The sequence below is a fragment of the Corynebacterium sp. TUM25020 genome, assembly GCF_056388495.1.
This window is the reverse complement of record NZ_JBWJFG010000004.1, coordinates 123,130-143,296: the sequence shown is the minus strand read 5'-3', so window position 1 is coordinate 143,296 and position 20,167 is coordinate 123,130. Positions and strand designations below refer to the sequence as shown.

Sequence of the window (20,167 nt, the reverse complement as noted above, 5' to 3'; positions counted from 1 at the left end):
CCTGTCCTTCGGGTTCTTACATTGCTAAATATGTGCTGTTGATAGTGAGCTACTGATTGATGGGCGTCCTACCAAGTGGCGGAGTTCAACCACTCGGCGTAGAACAATGCGAAGCCGGACATTGCAGCCAACCCGGCGAGCAACCAGAAGCGGATAACCACGGTGGTTTCGGCCCAGCCTTTGTTCTCAAAGTGGTGGTGAATCGGTGCCATTCGGAAAACGCGCTTACCGGTGGCCTTAAAGGAAACCACCTGAATAACAACGGAGGCGGCCTCAATAACGAAGATGATGCCAACCAGGATCATCAGCAACTCCGTCTGAGTGGTGATGGATAGACCTGCCACCAGACCACCCAGTGCCAAAGAACCAGTGTCGCCCATGAAAATCTTCGCCGGTGCAGCGTTCCACCATAAGAAGCCCAGGCAAGCGCCCAGCCCGGCAGAAGCCAACATCGACAGATCCAGCGGATCACGTACCGCATAGCAGGCCGCCTGCGCGCTCACAGAGCAAGAATTACGGAACTGCCAGAAGGTAATCAGCACATAGGTTCCCATCACCATTGCGGTCACGCCACCGGCGAGGCCGTCCAATCCGTCGGTCAGGTTCACGGCATTGGACCAAGCGGAAATGACCAGGTAGATAAAAATCAGGAACAAGATGGTGCCCACGATGGCAGGACCAATAGCGATATCGAATGTAGCGATGTCACGAATGGCCGAGAGGTGGGTGGAACCCGGAGTGAGGCCACGGGAATTCGGGAACTGCAGAATCAGCACGCCGAAAATAATTGCGGTAGCCAGCTGGCCAACCAGCTTAGCCTTAGCATTTAGTCCCAGATTGCGTCCCTTGACTAGCTTGATGTAGTCATCGGCGAAGCCCAATCCGCCCAGTGCAAGGGTCAACCCAAGCACGAGCCATCCACTTACTCCTGGCCCTGCGCCAGTGGTTGCCAATCCCACCAGTACGCCCACCAAGTAGCCGAACAGGATGCCAGCGAGGATGGCGATTCCGCCCATGGTCGGGGTGCCGCGTTTCTTGAAGTGGGATTTCGGACCCTCTTCTCGGATCTCCTGGCCTAATCCTTCGGCGGAGAACCAACGGATCAACAGGGGTGTCAGGGCAACAGACACGACGAAAGCAACCGCACCCGCGATAAAGATTTGCAACATGGGTCTTTTAAGCTCCTTGGTCTTCGCCGATGAGCAGTCCTTCTGCCACGGCCCACAGTCCATCCGAATACGATGCCTTAATCAGCACCACATCCTGCGAGTTCAAACTCGTATCTAGGTAGTTCACCGCGCCGTCGATATTCTCGACAACCTGCGTGTCCACTCCACTTTCACGGGCGGCAGTGGCCAGTGCGTGCTGGTTTACACCATTGCCCACGATGACGGCGTGGTCGATTCGCCGCTGAGCGAGCACTCGGCCCAGCTCTGCGTGTTCGTCACTTGCATCATCACCAAGCTCACCCATCTGGCCCAAGACAGCCCAGCTCTCCGCATCGGGGCGGCCCTTGGCTGTGAAGGCCAAAGCGTCGATGCCGGCGCGCATAGACTCGGGGTTGGCATTATAAGAGTCGTTGATAATGGTCACCCCGTCAGAGGTGCGCGTGCGCACGTCCATGCGGTTCACGCTGGCAGCGACATGGGAGCTCAGGGAAGTCGCAACCTGTGCGGCGTCAATACCCATTTCGATGCCCACCGCTGCGGCGGCGAGAGCATTGGACACCTGGTGAGCGCCAAAAACAGACAACTCCACACGCACCGGTTCACCCTTCGGGTGGTGCAAAAGGAAGCTGGCTCGAGCTACCGCATCCAGCTCGATGTCGGTGGCGTAGTAGTCTGCCGGCACTCCGGCGGCACCTGTGGTTCCTTCGGTGGAGAATCGCACTACGCGCGCTGCGGTGCGCTTGTCCATTGCCGCTACCTTGTCGTCGTCGGCGTTCAGCACGGCCAGGCCACCGTCTGCGGCCTGTGGCAGAGCTTCTACCAGCTCACCCTTGGCTTGGGCGATAGCCTGGCGGGATCCGAACTCGCCCAGGTGGGCACTGCCGACATTCAGCACCACGCCCACGCGCGGCGGCGTGACCGTCGTCAAATGCTGAATGTGCCCCACACCGCGAGCGGACATTTCGCTGACCAGAAAGCGCGTCTCGCGCCCCGCGCGCAACGCGGTGTACGGTAGGCCGATCTCATTGTTAAAACTGCCGGGCGGGGCTACGGTCTCCCCCGCCTCCCGTAGTACTGCACCAATCAGGTCCTTCGTGGACGTCTTACCTGCGGAGCCGGTCACTCCCACAACGACCATTCCTTCTTCGGCGGCCAGAACGTCGGTGTTGTATCGAGCCAGCTTGTCGACCGCTGCCAACACTGCGGCACCGTGGCCTTCTGCGTCGAATTCGAAGGCGGTCGCATTGGAGGTCTGCTCATTCATCTGCACAGGTTCCGCCAACAGCGCCGGCTGCTCCACTCCCCGGCCTACAACTAGAAGGGCGGCGCCGTTGCGTAACGCAGAGTCCACAAAGTCGTGGCCGTCGGCTTTGGCACCGGGCAGGGCCATAAAGATCGCCCCGGGGGTGATCTTGCGTGAGTCGAACTCCACCGGTCCGGTTACCACGGCCTGCGGGACCGCGCCGTTGATGAGAGACCCGCCCGTCACGTCGGCGATCTGTTGTGTTGTTAGTTCAATCATCGCTGCTCACTACTTTCGCTCTGTCTACCCTCGCGCTCTGAATGTGCCTGTGCCCGCTGGGCCAAGGCGTTCGCCAGCTCCTCCACATCGTCGAAGGGGTGCATAACTCCCGCGACGAGCTGGCCCTTCTCATGTCCCTTGCCCGCTATAACCACTGCATCGCCCGACTGTGCCCAGCTCACGGCAGCAGCAATAGCCTCAGCCCGGTCGGGCACGATCTCGCACACTGTCTCTTTGTCTTGTTGCTGCTTTTTCTTTTTGAGGACGCCCTCACGTGCCCCTGCATAGATCGCTTCCCGGATCGTAGACGGCTCCTCGTCTCGAGGATTATCATCCGTCACGAACACCGCGTCTGCCAGCTCAGCGGCAATGCGTCCCATAATGGGGCGCTTCTCGTGGTCACGATTGCCACCGGCGCCAAGGACAATCCCGATGCGAGCTTGCGGGTCAGGAAGGTAGTCGTGGAGGCTACTTAGCACCGCCTGTACTGCCCCCGGCTTGTGTGCGTAATCCACCATGGCCAAGAAGTCTTGGCCGGCTTCAACAAGTTGCATGCGACCTGGCACCTGCACATCCGCCAGCGCCTGTACTGCAGGGCTTTCAGATGTGAGCGTCTCCCCGGTTACGGCCTCGATACAGGCCAAAGCAACCAGGCTATTGGCTTGGTTAAAGGCTCCGGCCATGCCGATGCTGTAGTCCAGTTTGCGGGGGCTTTCTGCACCGGTGATCTCCACCCCAATGTGCTGACGGCCACTGGCTGACACCTCTGCGGAAGTGATGGCCCATGCAGGGTTGGTGTTTGCGTCCGGACGCTCAGCGGAGTCGTTCTTCGTCTGCGGATATAGCGCCACTGTGGACGAGAACTGAGCGGCGATGCCGCGCATACGCTCGCCCCACTCATCTTCACAGCAAATCACTGCGGTACCAGGTTGCTGGCCATCCTCCGCACGCTCGAAAAGCAATGCCTTGGCCTGGAAGTAGTCCTCCATCGTCGGGTGGAAATCCAGGTGGTCTTGGCTGAGGTTCGTAAACGCCGCCACGTCAAAATGCAGGCCACGTACACGCCCCAGCTGCAATGCGTGACTGGATACCTCCATGACCAGGTGTGTGGCTCCCTCTGCAACCATGCGCGCCAGCAGCGCCTGGAGGGTCGGCGCCTCCGGGGTGGTCAGCGAAGTTGGAATTGGCTTGCCGTTAATACGGGTGCCCGTCGTGCCAATCAGGCCTACCTTCAGCCCTGAATCCAGCAACGCCTTTTCGACGAGGTAGCTGGTAGTTGTCTTGCCGGAAGTGCCGGTGATGCCAATGGTCTTCAGCTGACGCGCCGGGTGGCCATAAATCTCTGCGGAAACCGGACCCATCCATTCGCGTACATCATCGACAACAATGCACGGAAGTGGAGTGGGGGCGTCTTCAATAATCCGCTGGCCCGCGGCGTCAGTAAGCACGGCTACGGCATTGCTATCCGCGGCGAAGGTCGCTCCATGTACCTTCTGCCCCGGAACTGCGCAGAAAAGCCCGCCCGGTTGTACATCTCGCGAGCCGATTGCTGCCGATGTAACCTCCACGCCTTGCCAGGGCCCTGTGAGGGTACCACCGCAGATTTCGGCGAGACGTTTTACAGATGTCATTGATTTGCCTCCAGCATCAGCTTCGGTCCGGGCTTTTCAGATGGGGAAACGTTGTAGTGATCCAGCAACCACGCCATGATGTCGTGGAACAGCGGTGCCGCGGTTCCGCCCGCGCCGCCGTCGGTTCCGCGCTGCGGATTGTCCAGCATGATGCCCACGACGAAGCGAGGCTTATCAGCAGGGGCTATACCCGCAAAGTTAATCCAATAGGAAGAGTTTGAATAGGCTCCGGAATCCGGGTCGATTTGCTGGGCGGTACCCGTCTTGCCGGAAACCTGGTAGCCATCAATAGCTGCCGGAGCACCGCTACCCTGCTGGACTCCCGTCTCGTCCTTTTGGGTTACTGCGCGGAACATGTCAACGGTCGTCCGGGCAGTCTCCGGGGAGACTACCCGAGTTTCCTTTGCCGGGTCGGTGGGCAGCTCAGCTCCGTTGGAGGATGTGATCTTCTTGATCAATCGTGGCTCCACACGTACGCCGTCGTTTGCCAGTGCCTGGTAGATGCTCGTCATTTGCAGCAGGTTCATCGACATACCCTGGCCGATCGGGAGATTGGCAAAGGTGCCGCCAGACCACTGGTTGAGCTCCGGCATGTAGCCGCTCACCTCATAGGGCAACCCCACTCCCGCTGCCTGGCCCACGCCGAACTTGCGGAAGTAGTCGTACATCTTCTCCTCGCCTACCCGCTGCGCGAGCATGAGGGTGCCGACGTTAGACGACTTACCAAAAACACCGGTGGTGGTGTACGGAACCTCTCCGTGTTCCCAGGCGTCCTTCACCGTTACACCAGCCATGTCGATGCTGCCAGGAATCTTAAGTACCTCGTCCGGAGTCGTTTTGCCCTCTTGGATCGCAGCGGCGGCAGTCATGATCTTGGCGACGGAGCCGGGTTCAAAGGAATCTGCCGTAGGGCGGTCGCCAAAGACCTTCTTACGCTTCAGTTGCTTTTCGATGTCACCGTTGGGATCAATCGAATCGCTGGATCCCATGGCAACAATCTCGCCGGTCTTGGAGTCCAATACGACGGCGGAGGCAGACTTGGCTCCGGACTTCTCCCGTGCCTGCTGCAATGCCTGCTGCATATAGGTCTGCGCGTCAAGGTCGATGGTCAGCTCGTAGGAATCACCATCGACAGCGGGATGCACGTCACGGGTGGATCCCGGAATCAGGTAGCCGTCACCTGCGACGTCTACAGTGCGGGAGCCGTTGATCCCCTGCAATCGAGCGTCCTGGGAAAGCTCGAGGCCGAACTGCCCCTGATTATCAGTGCTGATCTTGCCGATCATGTTTTGTGCGACCGCACCGTTGGGGTACTGACGCAGATCTTGACGCTCAGCAGTGATCTCGGGGAATTCCTCAGCGACTTTCTCGGCGACATCCGGATCGACGTTTCGAACCAGTACCTCATAGTCCTTATCGCTCTTCAGCTTGTCACGGATGTCATCTTCCTCGATGTCATCTCCTTCTTTGTTGATCATCTCCGGCAGGCGCTTGGCGATATCCTCGATGCGCTTCTTTGGCTCCGGCACGTTCTCGGGGTCTAGTTCATGACGCTCCTGCATGAACGACTCGAGCTTCTTCGGGTGCACTGACAAGCTGCGGGCATCCATTGTGTAAGCCAATATCTGGCCGTTGCGGTCAGTGATCCCGCCGCGCAGGGCCGGCTCGGCGACGACTGAGGTGCGCTGCAACTGTGCCTGTGTGGACAAAGACGGGCTCGCGACCAGCTGCACCCAGACCAAACGCAGGATAAGTGCGAAAACCGTCAAGAAGATAACAAGGAACACAAGACGGACGCGTTTGTTAAAGCGCCCGAAGGAGGTATCCAAGATCAACCACGAGTTACCTTCAACCGTCCGCGGGGAGCGGCGGTCGTTACTTTTCGACACGTGGTTGTCCTCCTTTCTAATCACTCTTGGCTATTGTCCCCACAAATACGAAAACAGGCCGGGGTTGCTCCCGGCGTGTCTGAAGTTTTCGCACCGATCCTTCTCGCTTGTGAACCGCGCGGGAAAGCTGGTCTGGCCCCTGACGCTTATCGCTGCGCCTGGGCAGGCGCAGGGGCAGGGGCGGCTGCCGGAGCTGGACCCGGGGCTGGAGCTGGAGCCGGGGCTGGAGCTGGAGCCGCCGGAGCAGGCGCAGCTGCTTGCCCTGGTGTTTGCCCTGCCGTGCCACCGGAATAAGGCAGACCACCATTTGCCTGCGCATTCCCCGGCGCACTGGCATTCACGTCCGGAGCGCGATCGCCTGCCACAATCGGGTTGTTCGGGTGCAGTCCTTCAACCCGGTTGGTCTTCTCTGGGTCACTGGTAGCACCTCGGCGCTTGGCATTGCCGTTGACGTCCACAACGTCCTTGCCACGCTCCGCATCAGCGGGACGGGTTTCCTTAATCTTGCCGTTGCGATCTTCCAGGATGCCGGACTGCTTCGGGGTGACCATGCCCAGTTCGCTGGCCTCCTTAGCGATGCTCGCAGAGGATTTTGCGTTATTTACATCGCGGTTCAGGCTCTCAATTTCGTTTTCCAGAGTTGTGCTGTGCTTTTGCGCCTCGGCGATCTGGAAAGACTGCTTAGTGGTTGCAGCGGACAGCGCCATGACGGAGACAACACCGATGATGAACACAGCGACCGCTAGGGCGATACGACGAGTCAGCTGCGGATTGCCGCGTTCCAGGGCAATGATGCGGCGGCCACGAACGGATACCTGCTGGCGCGAGCCAACTCGGCTACCACCAAAGCGACGCGCACTGCGACCTACTGTGCCCGTGCGCTGAGCACGATCCGTGCGGGCAGCGCCCCAATCACTACGGCGATGGGCCGGGGCGGCGACGCGTTGGCCGGAGCGCTCTGGACGGTTTCCAGCGTAGGAGCGGTCGGTAACGACGCGACCGGCGGAGGTGGTGTGGTCGCGGTCAGTGCGCTGGCGGCGAGTGTGGATGGTGCCTGGTGCGGTCATGTGTTTCCTTCCGAAGGTTCGGAGGTTCGGATTTGTTTCTATCAGTGATGTTTGGGGGTTTTGCTTAGCTAACTGGGCGTGTCCAGCGGAAATGTGGTTTTTCCTCTGTCGTTGACCCTGCTGAAGGCTCTTACCCTCACAGGTGCTGCACGAGAGTTCTGCTCGATTTCTGCTTCGCTTGCTTTCTCGGCTCCCCGCGTGCGTAGCTCAAATTCGGCTTCCATCCCGGGCAGTTCCATAGGCAGCCCAGGGGGCGTCTTCGAGCTGCTGAGCTGCACCAATTCCTTCTTGACGATCTTGTCTTCCAGCGATTGGTAGCTCATAAACACGCCTACGCCGCCGACGTGGAGCCAACGGGAAATCTCGGGAATCAGCTTCTCCAGGGATTCGAGTTCTGCGTTAACCTCAACACGGAGTGCTTGGAACGTGCGCTTGGCCGGGTGTCCACCCGTTCGACGAGACGCCGCCGGGATCGTGGCATAGAGCAACTCAACAAGCCGAGCGGAGCTGTCGAAAGGTTGCTTCTCCCGCTCACGCACAACGGCGGAAGCGATCTTCCCTGCGAACCTTTCATCGCCATAGGTCTTGAGAATGCGAGCAATCTCGCCGTGGCTGTAGGTATTCAGAATGTCGGCAGCAGTCAGAGGGCTGCTGGGATCCATGCGCATGTCCAGCGGCGCATCGACTGCATAGGCGAATCCGCGCTCCGGTTGATCGAGCTGCATGGAGGAGACGCCCAGGTCGAAGAGGAAACCAGAAATTCCACTCTCACGCACGCTGGAAGGAATTGCCCCTTGATCCATGAGGTCTTCAAGCGCGTCGGTCACTCCGTCAAAGCGTGTCTGATAGGAAACGAAGCGATCGCCGTAGCCTGCCAGACGTTCATTCGCCTCTGCGAGCGCATTGGGATCACGGTCTAGCCCCACCACGATGGCGTGCGGAAAGGCGTCGAGAAAAGCTTCGCTGTGCCCACCAGCACCGAGTGTGCCGTCTACGATTAGGGGGCGTTCCGGCGCCTGGGCACTGTGCACACCCAACCCGACAAGCTCAACCATGCGGTCGCGCATGACTGGAATATGGCCGTGCTCGTTGTGCGGCTTGGCCGGCTGTGCCTGCCCGTCGGTCATTAGCTTTCCCTCCTTCCCTAGCTGCGTTATCTCTAGATTCCTATCCCCAAACTGGGGCTCTTTGTATTTCATGAGCCACATAGATACTTATGTGACTCAAAAGTTAAAAGAGTGCGAACAGGGCCTCACCTGCGTGGGTGCGGGCTTGACATCGGGGAAGTACGTCAAGGTTCCGCGTCGTCCACGCAGGTAAGGGCCTGCGCACACTCTGTTGTCCACTATTAATTTGTCGTCTTGCGTTGTCGTTCCACGCGCTTCTAGAGGAAGGAAGCCAGCACTTCGTCGTCGCCGTCCGAGAAATCCTCTTCGTGCTCAGCGCTGTATTCTTCCCAGCTCGCGGCATCCCAAATCTCAATGAAGTCGACATTGCCGATTACTACGCACTCCTTCGAGAGCCCCGCGTAGTTACGGTGCAACGCCGAAACCGAAATCCTCCCCTGCGAATCCAGCGCCTGCTCATCGGCGCTGGCAGCAAGGTTTCGCACGAATGCGCGAGCCTTCGGGTTGGTGCGCGAAGCCTCAGCAGCCTTCTTTGCCCGCACAAGGAATTCAGCCTTGGGATATACAGCCAGGCTGCGATCCTGCCCTTTCACAACCATCAAGCCGTCCGCAAGTTCTTCGCGAAACTTCGCCGGCAGAGTCAATCGACCCTTGTCGTCGAGCTTCGGCGTAAAGGTGCCGAAAAACATGTCATCGGCCCCTTTCTATGAATGATCTTGCGCCTTGCTATGCCGTGTCCGTTGTGAATCAAGGGTAAAAATCACCCTGAACATTGGTTTCTCTATGAAGTTTGGAATTGTTGGCACAGCTTCGCCCCAACGATCCCCACTTTACCCCACTCCTCCCCACAATCTCTACAACACGAGCTTATGTGTGCGCTTTTTCTCGCCAATTCTTTCTCAAAGTGTCCCCAACCAGCACTCTAGCCACAAAGCACACCTTCACAACCAACGCACGATCTTTACATCCCTCCTCTTCTTTACTACGACGTCACACTCTCCCCCACCCCGAGCTCCCTACCAAAAGCACCGTTTTAGCACAGGTAGACAGCGTTTCCCCCTTACACACGACCATCCTTCACCCCGGATGACTATGCATAGAATATTCAAAGTGGGGGAAAGTGGGGCGACCGCACCCAACTCGCACCGAAAAATAAGGTTTACCTTTTGAGGGCTAGCCTGAATTATGTAGCAAGTTCGATACCGACCAAGGAGATACGACATGCGCTACACAACCGGCAACTACGAGGCATGCGCCCCACCCCTAGAGATCGAAAATGCCAGCGTGCTGGATAGGTTGTACTGACTCAAACTCGATGCCCCAATAATTCCCACATCGCGCCACGGTAAATCCCCGAAGAAGTAGTAGCCCCCCTCTAACTCAAGGGTGAAACTAGCCCTAGCCGCAAACTAAAAACCACCGTCCTCCCGGCTGGGAGGCGGTGGTTTTCTTGTTCCGCAACGCTTTAACGCTCAAAGCGACGGCGGAAACTATCTTCCATCCGATCGCCGAGCCCACCACCGGACGTTCCCTTCAGGGCACGTGCCTTGCGGGGCTTTCCCGCCTTGGAGCGCTTGATAGCTGCAGCCTCCGGATCCTCATTCGGCTGGAAAGCCAGCAAGCCACCACCGAACATGATCAAAAATCCGAGGACACTTAGAGCCACGAACCACAGCGACAGTTGAGAGGCTGCAATCCCACCAACCATCACCGTGAGCCCGAGAACAATGAGCGCGATAGAACGGATGTTGAAGTTCATTGTCCGCTCGCCATTGGTGGAAGCCTGCTTCGCCAGGCGCGGATCCTCAGCAATCAGCGCCTGTTCGATCTCCGCGAGCATCCTCTGCTCTTGCTCTGATAGAGCCATCGCGACCTCCCAATTCTTTGCGGCTACTTCTTCCAACAGACAACCCGCAGAAAAAGTTTCCAGCCCTGGCGCGTTACACCCGTGTTTACCCCACCCACCCTACATCAACCTGCGGTTTTCAAACAATGATAAGCATTGTTTGAGGAGCTCTAGGCCACCTTTGGTAGGTAATCCACCGCCGCTCGCGCTAGGTCCACTAGATCGCAAGCATCGCGGTAAATCACGCCCCGGGAATCCGCAGGTATTCCCTGGCTAAGCCCTAGGCCAGCCCGGCTCGCCACTCGGGCATGTGCCTCAAAGGTTTCAGCCCAGTCTTTAAGATCCGGACGAAGTACCCTCAGTTTTGCCCACGCACTTCCGGAAGGACGACGCTTCCGCGTGGCCATCTCCCACTCAATCAACGCCCCTGCCGCCCTCAATCCGGCGCGGTAGGCATACACAATCGCCTCTGGCTCACGAAGTTCCGCTCGCGACAGCGCCAACTGTCGCTCTGCCTCGTCCAGGAACCCCCTCGCGCCCAGGGTGCGACTGTACCTAGCCCGGGCTCCAATCTGCTTTTCCTGTACGGTCATCTTTCTCATCCCCTAGTTTGCTCAGTCGCTGTTCTATGCAAGGTTTGGGTCTCACATTAGAAAGTTCCCTGGACACCACCCAGCCCCAAGCCGACAATAATCGAACATATGTCTTATTAGCTAATTTTAAGTTCATTCCGCCAGAAGGTGGCACTATTGTTTCCATGCCCCAGGACACGTACTCCCAACCAACTTCCGACGATTCCTCCCTGCGCGTGTCCATCACCCCTGCCAACAACCGCCAATTCATTGCGCGGCTCGACGAGCTCATCGACATTCACCTCGCCGCAATGAATTACCCCAAAGAGACCCATCCACAGCGCAAATCCCTGTGGTTCTACAACGCCTCCCAGCCGGACTTCACCTGCACTATGGCGCTTCTACATCAAGTTGACGAGGCCCCCGATCCCGACAATTCACGCCAGCGGTGCGTCGGAATCGGCTTCACCTTTCGCGGTTCCCCGCACACATGGTGGTATCGGCAGGTCGCACGCGGCCTGGTTCTTAACGGATACTCCCGCACAGAGGTCTCCCGCATACTGCATTCCTACGCAGAGCTCTCCGAGATACATGTCCTGCCCCCAGCGCAGGGTGAGGGCGTCGGCACCAAAATCCTCAACGACCTCCTCCAGCGAACGCCGCAGAGTACAATAATGCTCTCCACCCCGGAGGTAGAAGGTGAAGCAAATGCCGCCTGGCAGCTTTATCGCCGAGCCGGGTTCACCGATGTGCTGCGAAACTTCAAGTTCCCTGCAGATCCGCGACCATTCGGCATCCTGCAGCGAACGTGCAACTAACTCACCAATAGCTCACCAATACAGAGCCACTGCTAGGCATCTAGCGACTCCACTACCGAGGTACCTAGCGAACCATGTCGTGCCCGAGCCCCTGCCCCCATGCTGGCGCCATTCCCAAATTGTGCAGAACCTCCTGCGTAGCCCGCACGTTATTCATCGTCATGAAGTGCAGATCTGGCACGCCTTCGGCAATCAGGCGCTCCGCCATCTCGGTGGTCACCTCGATGCCCACCTCGCGAATGGCATCACGGTTAGCCACCTCATCCCCTGCAGCCGCATCGAGTAGACGCTTCTCCAATTCCGATGGCAGAGCAGCACCCGCCAGCTCCATTTGGCGCCGCACGCTACGTAGCGACGTAATCGGCATAAGCCCCGGGATGATCGGCTTCTGCCCATGTTCCGGGTCCGCCTTGGCCAACCGGTCACGCAGACGCAGGTAATGATCCACATCAAAGAACATCTGCGTAATGGAATACTGTGCCCCGGCGCGAAGTTTCGCCAAGGTGTATTCGGTATCTTGCTCTAGCGATCCGGTGCGGTAGTGACCTTCCGGAAAGCTGGCGATGCCGATGTCAAAGTCCGCACATTCGGGCATATCACGAATCATGTCGATCAACTCGCTGGCGTAATTTAAACCACCCGGTGTAGCCACCCATTCAGCGTTAGGGTCGCCCGGCGGGTCGCCGCGCAGAGCTAGCAGATTGGTCAGCCCCAGCGATGCATAGGTGCGTAGCATCTCCCGCAGCTCTTCCTGTGTGTGCTGCACCAGCGTCATATGCACCAGAGTGGTCAGCGGCTTGGCGCCCAGTCGCTCGGCAACGCGCAGAGTGCGCTCGCGGGTGCTTCCGCCGGCGCCATAGGTCACGGATACGAAGCTCACACCCAGATCGTGGAAAGCTTCCGCTGCATTCCAGAGCCGCTCCTCGGCAGCGTCATCGCGCGGCGGCATGAACTCGACAGAGAACGGTACACGCCCCGGCGTATGGAGGGAAAGTGACTGGGATACGGCAACCTGCCTGCGGATACTAGCCATACCCAAAGATCATATAGACAGAGCTGTCCATTTCAAGACATTGGCAATAATTCGCCGAAATTCGATACTCGCTCACCCCCACGCCCCGCCATACAAGCGTTCTTCGCACTTGACGCCCAACCGCTTAGAATGGAAAACCATGAGTACCGATGAGCAGGCAGCACACCCCTGGCGCCTCGATTCCCCACTGTCCGCGGTCAAAGCCGCCGTCGATGCCCAGCTAGTTGAGTATTTGAACCACTCGCACGAGGAGTTTTCTCATATCAATCCCCTCGTCAGTGGTGCCATCACGGTACTTCGTGACTTTATCGTCAACGGTGGTAAGCGCGTGCGTCCGACTTTCGCCTGGGCAGGTATCCGCGCGGCGCTCGAAGGCGGCGGCGGGTCGCTGGAGGCTCTTTGTGAAAAGGAAAATGACGCCACCTCGTCCCTCACCACCAACTTCACCCCCCACTCCGTACTCAATGCGCTGTCCGCTTTCGAATTCATCCAGGCCTGTGCGCTGATTCACGATGACATTATCGACCGCTCTGATACCCGACGCGGCTTCCCCACTGCCCATCGCACCTTCGAAGGCAAGCACCGCGAACGCGGTTGGTTGGGCTCTTCTGAGCACTATGGGATAAGCCAAGCTATCCTCCTCGGCGATCTCGCTTTTGCCTGGGCAGACGATCTGTACAACGATTCGGGTCTCAGCGATACCGCATTGCGTCGAGCCCGCCCCGCGTGGCGCGCGATGCGCACTGAAGTTATTGCCGGCCAGATTTTGGACATTGCCGTCGAGGCAAACGGTAGCGAGGATGTTGCAGACTCCTTCGCCGTCATTAAGTACAAGACCGCCTCCTACACCGTGGCCCGACCGCTACACATCGGAGCTGCGCTGGCGGGAGCCAATGAACAAACTCAAACGATGCTCCGTGGGGTGGGTCAGGACATCGGCGAGGCCTTCCAATTACGAGATGACCAATTGGGTGTCTTCGGCGACCCGGAAGTCACAGGCAAACCATCTGGCGACGACCTACGCACGGGCAAACGTACGACACTCATCAACGAGGCGTTGCGCCGAGGTAGCGCAGCCCAGGTCGCTGCCCTCCGAGAGGGGCCGGGACAAGGCGTGGAATCGTCGGAGGCCGACATCGAGCGTCTGCGGGACATCATCCACGACACTGGCGCACAATCAGAGGTAGAGGCGCTCATCGAAGCACGCACTCAAAGAGCCATCGAATCTCTAAAATACGGCGGCTTGGGTACAGACATCACCACAGAACTGACTGCCTTGGCGGACAAACTAACGCACCGGAGGTTTTAAATGAAGCTATCCACTCGCTCCGCCGATGGGCGGCGACACCTGAGCCTACCGAGCCCTTTGGTGCCAATGACGCGCCCCACATTGCGCCGACGACTGCCAGGCAATGGCGAGCGCGTCGTTGTAATTGGCGCAGGTCTAGCGGGACTCTCCGCCGCACTGCGCCTGCTCTCCGCAGGACGGAATGTCACAGTCATTGAGGCTTCCAATACCGTCGGTGGACGCTGCCGCAGCGAGCAACTCACCAGTGCACACGGAGACTACATCGCCGATACGGGCGCTACCGTTTTGACAATGCCCAGCCTGATCGAATCCGCGGTAGCTTCCGTCGGCATCGACCTACGCTCTGACTCTGCTGCCAAGCAGCTTGGTTTGGAACATCCATGGGCGCCACGGCGACTCGCACCGGCCTATCATGCGCAATTCGCCAGTGGACGTCACGCCGAGGTTTTCGCTGGACGCGACGCGATGGTGGCAGAGATACGCCGTTTCGCAGCATCCAAAGGTCTGGATAGAGCGGCGGCGGACAAGCTTGCAGCCGGCTACCTTCACCACCGCCAGTGGTCCCAGGATGTCTTCAGCGCCAGCTTCGAAAACTTCTTGGCCGCGGACTTCGACGGTGCGCTGGATTTGTTTTCCACACCCGCTGCGGCGTCGGACCTCAGCCACTTGGGCTCCCTCGGCGCCTTCGGCAGCCTCGGCAAGACCACGGCACGGCACCTCCCCGATACCGAGCTACAGCGGCTCTTTACTTTCCAAGCCCTGTACGCGGGTGTGGCACCGAAGAACGCGCGCGCCGTCTACACCGTAATCTCGCACATGGATACCTCCATGGGCGTGTTCTACCCCAGCTTCTCCATGAGCGAGGTTCCCGAGGTCATGGCCGCCGCTGTGCGCGCTGCGGGTGGCCGAATCATCACCGCAGACCCCGTCGAGCACGTGGACTTCTCCGAGGATCTGATTACCGGTGTACGCACCCGCACCGGCGAACACATCCCCTGCGATGCTGTCGTGGCAACCCCCGACCTTCCGGTGATCGGCAATCTGCTGACACAGTCGGGGCGCACGAGTGGGCTGGTGTCTCGTTCCTTTGTCCGCCGGTTGTGGCGCAAGGCAGCGCCACTGCGCTGGTCCCCTTCGGCCGTCGTAATCCACGGAACCATCCCCACAGCCGTGTCCGGCGCGTGGGATTCCCAAAGCCATCACACCATTAGTTTCGGCGCGGCATGGGACGAAACCTTCCGCGAGATTACGGCCACTCACGGTCGGGGGTCGCTGATGAGCGATCCTTCACTGCTGCTCACCCGTCCGGCACGCACGGTGCCCGAACGCGCCTTTGGTGGCGACGCCACGTCTCCAAGCACGGACACATTCGAACCCTTGAGCATTCTCGCTCCGGCGCCGAACCTGCGCTCCGCGGATATCGACTGGCACAACATCACCGACCCCTATGTCCAGGAGCTCTTAAGGGTCTTGGAGTCCCGCGGATACTCCGGCATCACCGAGAACTTCAGTGTCGCACGGGTGGAAACGCCGGCAACATGGCAGGCGGATCACGGTTTCGGCGCTGGTAGCCCCTTCGCATTGGCGCACTCATTTACCCAGACCGGGCCCTTCCGTCCCCGTAATGCCCGTGCATTCGGAGTGGACAATCTAGTGCTTGCTGGATCCTCTACTACCCCGGGGGTGGGCGTGCCGACCGTAATCCTCTCTGGAGCGTTGGCCGCCCGTCGTATTACCGGCGGTGGTGTGTTGTGACGGCCGGTGAGGCGTTTCTAAAAAAGGCTCGCACCCGACTGCAATCGACTAGCTACAGTCGCGCGATATGGATGGGACTCATTGGCAGCATCGTCTTGACGATCACCTCCCACAGCGTCGGTGCCGTGCGTGCCCGAGGCGGCATTATGCAGGTCATCGGGCTTAGCTCGTTCACTTTCGGCCATGCCGCTGGCATGATGACGGTGGTGATGTGGTTCGCCCTGTTGGCAATGGTCCTCAGCTGGATCATTATTGGCCGACATATTCTGATTCACGGCGCCACCCTGCGCCGATCAGCTATCGCCGCATGGATCGGCCCCCTAGCGCTAGCAGGGCCGTTAATGTCTCGCGACATTTACTCTTATCTGATGCAGGGCACCCTGGCCCGCGATGGGTTTAATGCGTACGAGGTAGGTGCTGCCGCCAACCCAGGCCCACTGTTGTTCGAGGTCAGCGCCGATTGGCGAAACACCACCACCCCTTATGGCCCGCTGCATATGGGGCTCGGTCGAACGATCACATCGATCACCGGCGATAACATCACTGCCGGCATCCTTGCTTTCAAACTGGTTTCCATCGCATCAGTGCTAGTCATGGCCTGGGCCGTGGCGCAGCTGGCTACCCACCTTGGTGTGCGTCCCGACGTGGCTATGTGGCTGGGGGTTTTTAACCCCCTTAGCGTCCTGCACTTGATCGGTGGCATGCATACCGAAAACCTCATGATGGCGTTGATCTTGGTGGGATGCCATTGCGCAATGAGGCTCCGTCCCGTCCCCGGTGGCCTGGCGGCTGCCGCGCTCATCGGTGTAGCTGCGGCGTTGAAGGCAACGGCTTTTATTGCGTTGCCTTTCGTTGTATGGATAATGGTCGCCCGTATCGCTGCTCCGCTCCCCTACACAGAGGGCAAGCGCCGTTGGCTAGGGTTAGCAGACACTTGGCGGCGTTTCGGAACCCTGATCTGGACGGGTCTGGCCAGCGCAGCCACATGCATTGGGGTGTTGGCGCTGATTACAGTCGCAACTCAGCAGACATGGGGCTGGGTCACGGAGGTCACGGGTAACTCTAAGGTCATCAACCCCCTGGCGCTGCCTTCCTTTATTGCTTCCACACTTGAACCTTTCCTCTCGCGTATCAACGACGATCTGACGTTTAACGTTCTGGTGGATGCCATCCGCCCGGTGAGCAGTGCCCTCATGCTCGTGGGGCTCGTCATTGCGTGGTGGTTATTCCGGCACGACGAGCATACTGCGTTCACCGGCATGGCTGTGGCCTACGCCATCACCTGTGTTTTCAACACGGTGACGCTGCCGTGGTACTACACAGCTCCCCTGGCGCTGATATTCCTGGCTAGCCAATCGCGAATGACGATCTATCTCACCAGTGTGTTCTGCATGTGGGTCACCTTCATGTTCGACGGCGGAGGAAATAACCGCCTCTACGCGCTGTGGTGGGTGCTCGCCTTTGCAGTTGTTTTCGCCTGGATCGTCGCCACGTGCCTATGGGATCCACGGCAGCATCGGGCGCTTCGGCAAGCTACAGAATCGCCATCGCCTGAGCGCGGCGCATCACCTCGCGGGCAAGGTGACCGTGCAGGGCATCAACCGGACGCCCAGGCAGAGAGTCATCCTCAGTAAACAGATAGTCCAGGATCTCCACATCCGAATAGCCACCATCGCTGAGCAAAGCGATCGCACCGGGAACGAATCGGTTGAGTTGACCGTCTTCGCTGAGGAAACGCGCGGGAATGTGTCGGATGCCGTCAACCTGAATAGCCAGCAGTTGCTTCTTGTTCAGCATGTCCATGACCTTGGTGATTACCAAGTTCATTCGTTCCGCGGCATCGGGAAGAGTCAGAACCTCTTCACCTGCAGGAACTCCACCCACCGACTCGTCGAGGATGCGTCCTGAAGCCTCGCCCTCCACGTGTGCGGAAATGCCGTGATCTACTGCGTGCTTGTTTTGTTTACTCACGGTCGCCACTGTAGCGCGTGGGCGTCAAAAAGAAACGAGTAGGGCACGAACCTGGCTAAACGTATAATGACACGAGTACCACTAGAATTATTGCGTAACTCTGAACGCACGGGGGAACAAAACCCCCTTATAATCATCTCTTCTCAAGAGATACGACTGCTGAGAAAACGAGGCTGAAACTAGACGTGAGCGAGCTACATCCGGGAGACCTGCTGGAGTGGCGCTACCGCATCGGCGCCCAGATCGCCCGCGGTGGCATGTCCACAGTCTATGCGGCGGTCGATACCCGCCTGGACCGAGAAGTCGCGGTCAAGGTAATGGATCCAGCGCTCGCCCGCGAACCCGCCTTCCGTACTCGCTTCGAACGTGAGGCTCGCGCAGTAGCGAAGCTCAACCACCCAACGCTCGTAAACGTCTTCGACCAAGGTGTGGACGAGGACTATGTTTTCCTCGTCATGGAGCTGGTCGAAGGCGGCTCCCTGCGCGAATTGTTGAAGGAACGCGGCCCTATGCCCCCGCATGCCGCCATCGCCGTGATGCAACCCATGCTCAACGCCCTAGCCATCGCACACGCCAAAGGGATGATTCACCGCGACATCAAACCGGATAATGTGCTGATCAGCGATCAGCACCAGGTAAAGCTCGCGGACTTCGGCCTCGTGCGCGCCATCGATAACGCGATGGGTGATGCCACGAACGCAACGACCTCCGTCAACGGGCAGGTCATCGGCACCGTCGGTTATCTTTCCCCCGAGCAAGTGCGCGGCGAAAACCTCACCCAAGCCAGTGACGTGTACTCAGCAGGCATCCTGCTGTTCGAACTGCTGACTGGCCGCACTCCTTTCAAGGGTGCCTCTCCGCTAGAAACCGCCATGGCGCGTATCAGCCGTCCGGTGCCCGCTCCCAGCACGTTGATGCCCGACATTCCACCGGAGATCGACGAGCTCGTTCTGCGTGCGTGCCACCGCGACCCCGCCCAACGTTTCCAGGATGGCAGCGAGTTCCTGCAGGCCGTGGAGGACACTGCGGAGCAGCTAGATATTCCGGACTTCGAAGTCCCTGCCCCTATTGAGTCCGCCGTACGCACTGCTCTGGCCGGTACCGACTTCGGCGAACGTACCCCGTGGAATGACGAGTCGATGGCTACCCGCGCTGTCACCCTCCCCCAGGAGGATCGTGCCCGCCCGGAGACGCACCATACTGCCGTCACTCAGTACCATCCGGCGAACCGACCAGGTTATGCGAAGCATCCTGACTCATTGGCGCCGTCTCCCGATACCAATGTGGGGCCATCGCATCAGCCAGTGCCACACCGACCGGCCCCGCATCGGTCGCCCCAGCACCGGCCCGCACCTGCACGCCCGGTGCACAAACTTAGCAACAAGTCACCGGCGGCCACCACTGTGTGGGTTCTCGTACTCCTGGCGCTGGTTATTGGCGTGGCGCTTGGCGGATGGTGGTTCGCCACGGGTCGCTATGGCGAGATCCCCACTGTGGTCGGCATGGATAAAGCCACGGCACAAGCCACCGTCGAGGAAGCCGGGTTCAGCTCCAAACTAGACGAGCGCTACGACAATCAGGCGGAGAAGAACACGGTCATGGGAACCGACCCTGCCAAGGGGCACCGCGCCCTGCGAGGCTCCGAAGTCGCCGTACTGCTTTCCCTAGGCAAGCCGACTATCCCAGATCCCGGAACGAACTCCAGCTTGCAGTATTACGAGAAGAAGCTGACCGACCGCACTTTGAAGTTGAAGAAGGGCGAGGAAGTCTACTCCGATGACATAGCAAAAGGGCATGTCGCGGAGGTCCAGCCTGCAGCGGGAACCGAAGTCAATACAGACTCGACCGTCGTTGTCCACATGAGCAAGGGCAAGCGCCCAGTGAAAGTGCCGGGCGTCAAGGGGCAAGAACACGACCGCGCAAAGCAGACCTTGGAGTCCGCCGGCCTAACAGTTGCCGAAGAGACCGAGGAGTTCGACAAGGATATACCCGCAGGTCAGGCGATTCGCACCGATCCAAAGGAGGGATCGGAAGTCGAATCCGGTTCGGAGGTCACGCTGGTGCTGTCGAATGCGATCGAAGTACCGGATGTAGCGGGGCTATCTATGGATGACGCCCGTAAGGCTTTGCGCGAGGCAGGTCTCAATCCGGTTGAGGGCAAACCCGTGGAGGACTCTTCCGAGGATTCCGGCAACGTTGCGCAGCAGTCACCCCAGGCGGGCGAGCTGGTAGATCCTGCGAAGAACACAAATGTGGAAATCCGCGAGTCCACGTCCCAGCGCGTGCCGTGGACGATCGGTCTCAGCGCGGAAAAGGCTCGCCAAAAGCTAGAGGATGCGGGCTTTGAGGTGAAGATCAAGGGTGACCTCAACGGCTTGGTTCTGGGCCAATCCCCCGGCCCCGGCTCCCGCAGCCACCGGGGTGCCGTGGTCACGTTGACCACGGTGTAGCTGCCGTC

Annotated in this window: 16 protein-coding genes; 5 read left to right on the top strand and 11 right to left on the bottom strand. The window is 59.2% G+C overall.

Translation table 11 applies throughout. The features are described from left to right. Positions 1–68: 68 nt before the first annotated feature. The 9 genes from mraY to AC05K6_RS06500 form a co-directional block, all read right to left on the bottom strand. Positions 69–1,169 carry a phospho-N-acetylmuramoyl-pentapeptide-transferase gene (gene mraY / locus AC05K6_RS06540; RefSeq protein WP_293791336.1) on the bottom strand — a complete coding sequence of 367 codons (1,101 nt, stop codon included), beginning with the start codon at positions 1,167–1,169 and terminating at the stop codon, positions 69–71. A 7-nt stretch (positions 1,170–1,176) separates the two neighbouring features. Beyond that, the gene (locus AC05K6_RS06535; RefSeq protein ID WP_476728108.1) at positions 1,177–2,691 is read right to left on the bottom strand and encodes a UDP-N-acetylmuramoyl-tripeptide--D-alanyl-D-alanine ligase; all 1,515 of its coding nucleotides are present in this window, start codon (positions 2,689–2,691) and stop codon (positions 1,177–1,179) included. Then, positions 2,688–4,322, bottom strand: coding sequence for a UDP-N-acetylmuramoyl-L-alanyl-D-glutamate--2,6-diaminopimelate ligase (locus AC05K6_RS06530; protein WP_476728107.1), 1,635 nt, complete (start codon positions 4,320–4,322; stop codon positions 2,688–2,690). Before AC05K6_RS06530 ends, AC05K6_RS06535 begins: the two co-directional genes overlap by 4 nt. Next, complete coding sequence (locus AC05K6_RS06525) at positions 4,319–6,211, bottom strand: peptidoglycan D,D-transpeptidase FtsI family protein (protein WP_476728106.1); 1,893 nt, start codon at positions 6,209–6,211, stop codon at positions 4,319–4,321. The genes AC05K6_RS06530 and AC05K6_RS06525 overlap by 4 nt, the downstream gene beginning before the upstream one ends. 146 nt (positions 6,212–6,357) lie before the next feature. Continuing rightward, positions 6,358–7,278, bottom strand: coding sequence for a cell division protein FtsL (gene ftsL / locus AC05K6_RS06520; protein ID WP_476728105.1), 921 nt, complete (start codon positions 7,276–7,278; stop codon positions 6,358–6,360). Between the two features lie 68 nt (positions 7,279–7,346). Beyond that, positions 7,347–8,405, bottom strand: coding sequence for a 16S rRNA (cytosine(1402)-N(4))-methyltransferase RsmH (rsmH, locus tag AC05K6_RS06515; protein WP_293791341.1), 1,059 nt, complete (start codon positions 8,403–8,405; stop codon positions 7,347–7,349). A gap of 257 nt (positions 8,406–8,662) precedes the next feature. Further along, positions 8,663–9,094 carry a division/cell wall cluster transcriptional repressor MraZ gene (gene mraZ, locus AC05K6_RS06510; protein WP_293791342.1) on the bottom strand — a complete coding sequence of 144 codons (432 nt, stop codon included), beginning with the start codon at positions 9,092–9,094 and terminating at the stop codon, positions 8,663–8,665. Positions 9,095–9,870: 776 nt separating this feature from the next. Next, positions 9,871–10,272: a DUF3040 domain-containing protein gene (locus AC05K6_RS06505; RefSeq protein WP_473963423.1), complete on the bottom strand. Its 402-nt coding sequence runs from the start codon at positions 10,270–10,272 to the stop codon at positions 9,871–9,873. A gap of 149 nt (positions 10,273–10,421) precedes the next feature. Beyond that, positions 10,422–10,844: an SAV_6107 family HEPN domain-containing protein gene (locus AC05K6_RS06500; RefSeq protein ID WP_476728104.1), complete on the bottom strand. Its 423-nt coding sequence runs from the start codon at positions 10,842–10,844 to the stop codon at positions 10,422–10,424. A 164-nt stretch (positions 10,845–11,008) separates the two neighbouring features. Between AC05K6_RS06500 and AC05K6_RS06495 the strand changes: the two genes are divergently transcribed. Further along, positions 11,009–11,641, top strand: coding sequence for a GNAT family N-acetyltransferase (locus tag AC05K6_RS06495; RefSeq protein ID WP_476728103.1), 633 nt, complete (start codon positions 11,009–11,011; stop codon positions 11,639–11,641). 64 nt (positions 11,642–11,705) lie between these two features. On the opposite strand, the gene metF is transcribed toward AC05K6_RS06495, so the two are convergent. After that, positions 11,706–12,674: a methylenetetrahydrofolate reductase [NAD(P)H] gene (metF, locus tag AC05K6_RS06490; RefSeq protein ID WP_476728102.1), complete on the bottom strand. Its 969-nt coding sequence runs from the start codon at positions 12,672–12,674 to the stop codon at positions 11,706–11,708. 139 nt (positions 12,675–12,813) lie between these two features. Between metF and AC05K6_RS06485 the strand changes: the two genes are divergently transcribed. From AC05K6_RS06485 to AC05K6_RS06475, 3 genes are all read left to right on the top strand, one after another. Beyond that, positions 12,814–13,983: a polyprenyl synthetase family protein gene (locus tag AC05K6_RS06485; protein ID WP_476728101.1), complete on the top strand. Its 1,170-nt coding sequence runs from the start codon at positions 12,814–12,816 to the stop codon at positions 13,981–13,983. Further along, on the top strand, positions 13,984–15,738 hold the full coding sequence (gene crtI / locus AC05K6_RS06480) for a phytoene desaturase family protein (protein WP_476728100.1): 1,755 nt from the start codon (positions 13,984–13,986) through the stop codon (positions 15,736–15,738). Positions 15,739–15,809: 71 nt separating this feature from the next. Further along, positions 15,810–17,372, top strand: a complete 1,563-nt coding sequence (locus tag AC05K6_RS06475) for an alpha-(1->6)-mannopyranosyltransferase A (protein WP_476728099.1) — start codon at positions 15,810–15,812, stop codon at positions 17,370–17,372. Here AC05K6_RS06475 and AC05K6_RS06470 read toward each other — a convergent pair. Continuing rightward, the gene (locus AC05K6_RS06470; RefSeq protein ID WP_476728163.1) at positions 17,272–17,637 is read right to left on the bottom strand and encodes an Rv2175c family DNA-binding protein; all 366 of its coding nucleotides are present in this window, start codon (positions 17,635–17,637) and stop codon (positions 17,272–17,274) included. The two genes, AC05K6_RS06475 and AC05K6_RS06470, sit on opposite strands and share 101 nt — an antisense overlap. 257 nt (positions 17,638–17,894) lie before the next feature. Here AC05K6_RS06470 and pknB point away from each other — a divergent pair, with 257 nt between their 5' ends. Further along, complete coding sequence (gene pknB, locus AC05K6_RS06465; RefSeq protein ID WP_476728098.1) at positions 17,895–20,159, top strand: Stk1 family PASTA domain-containing Ser/Thr kinase; 2,265 nt, start codon at positions 17,895–17,897, stop codon at positions 20,157–20,159. Positions 20,160–20,167: the final 8 nt, after the last annotated feature.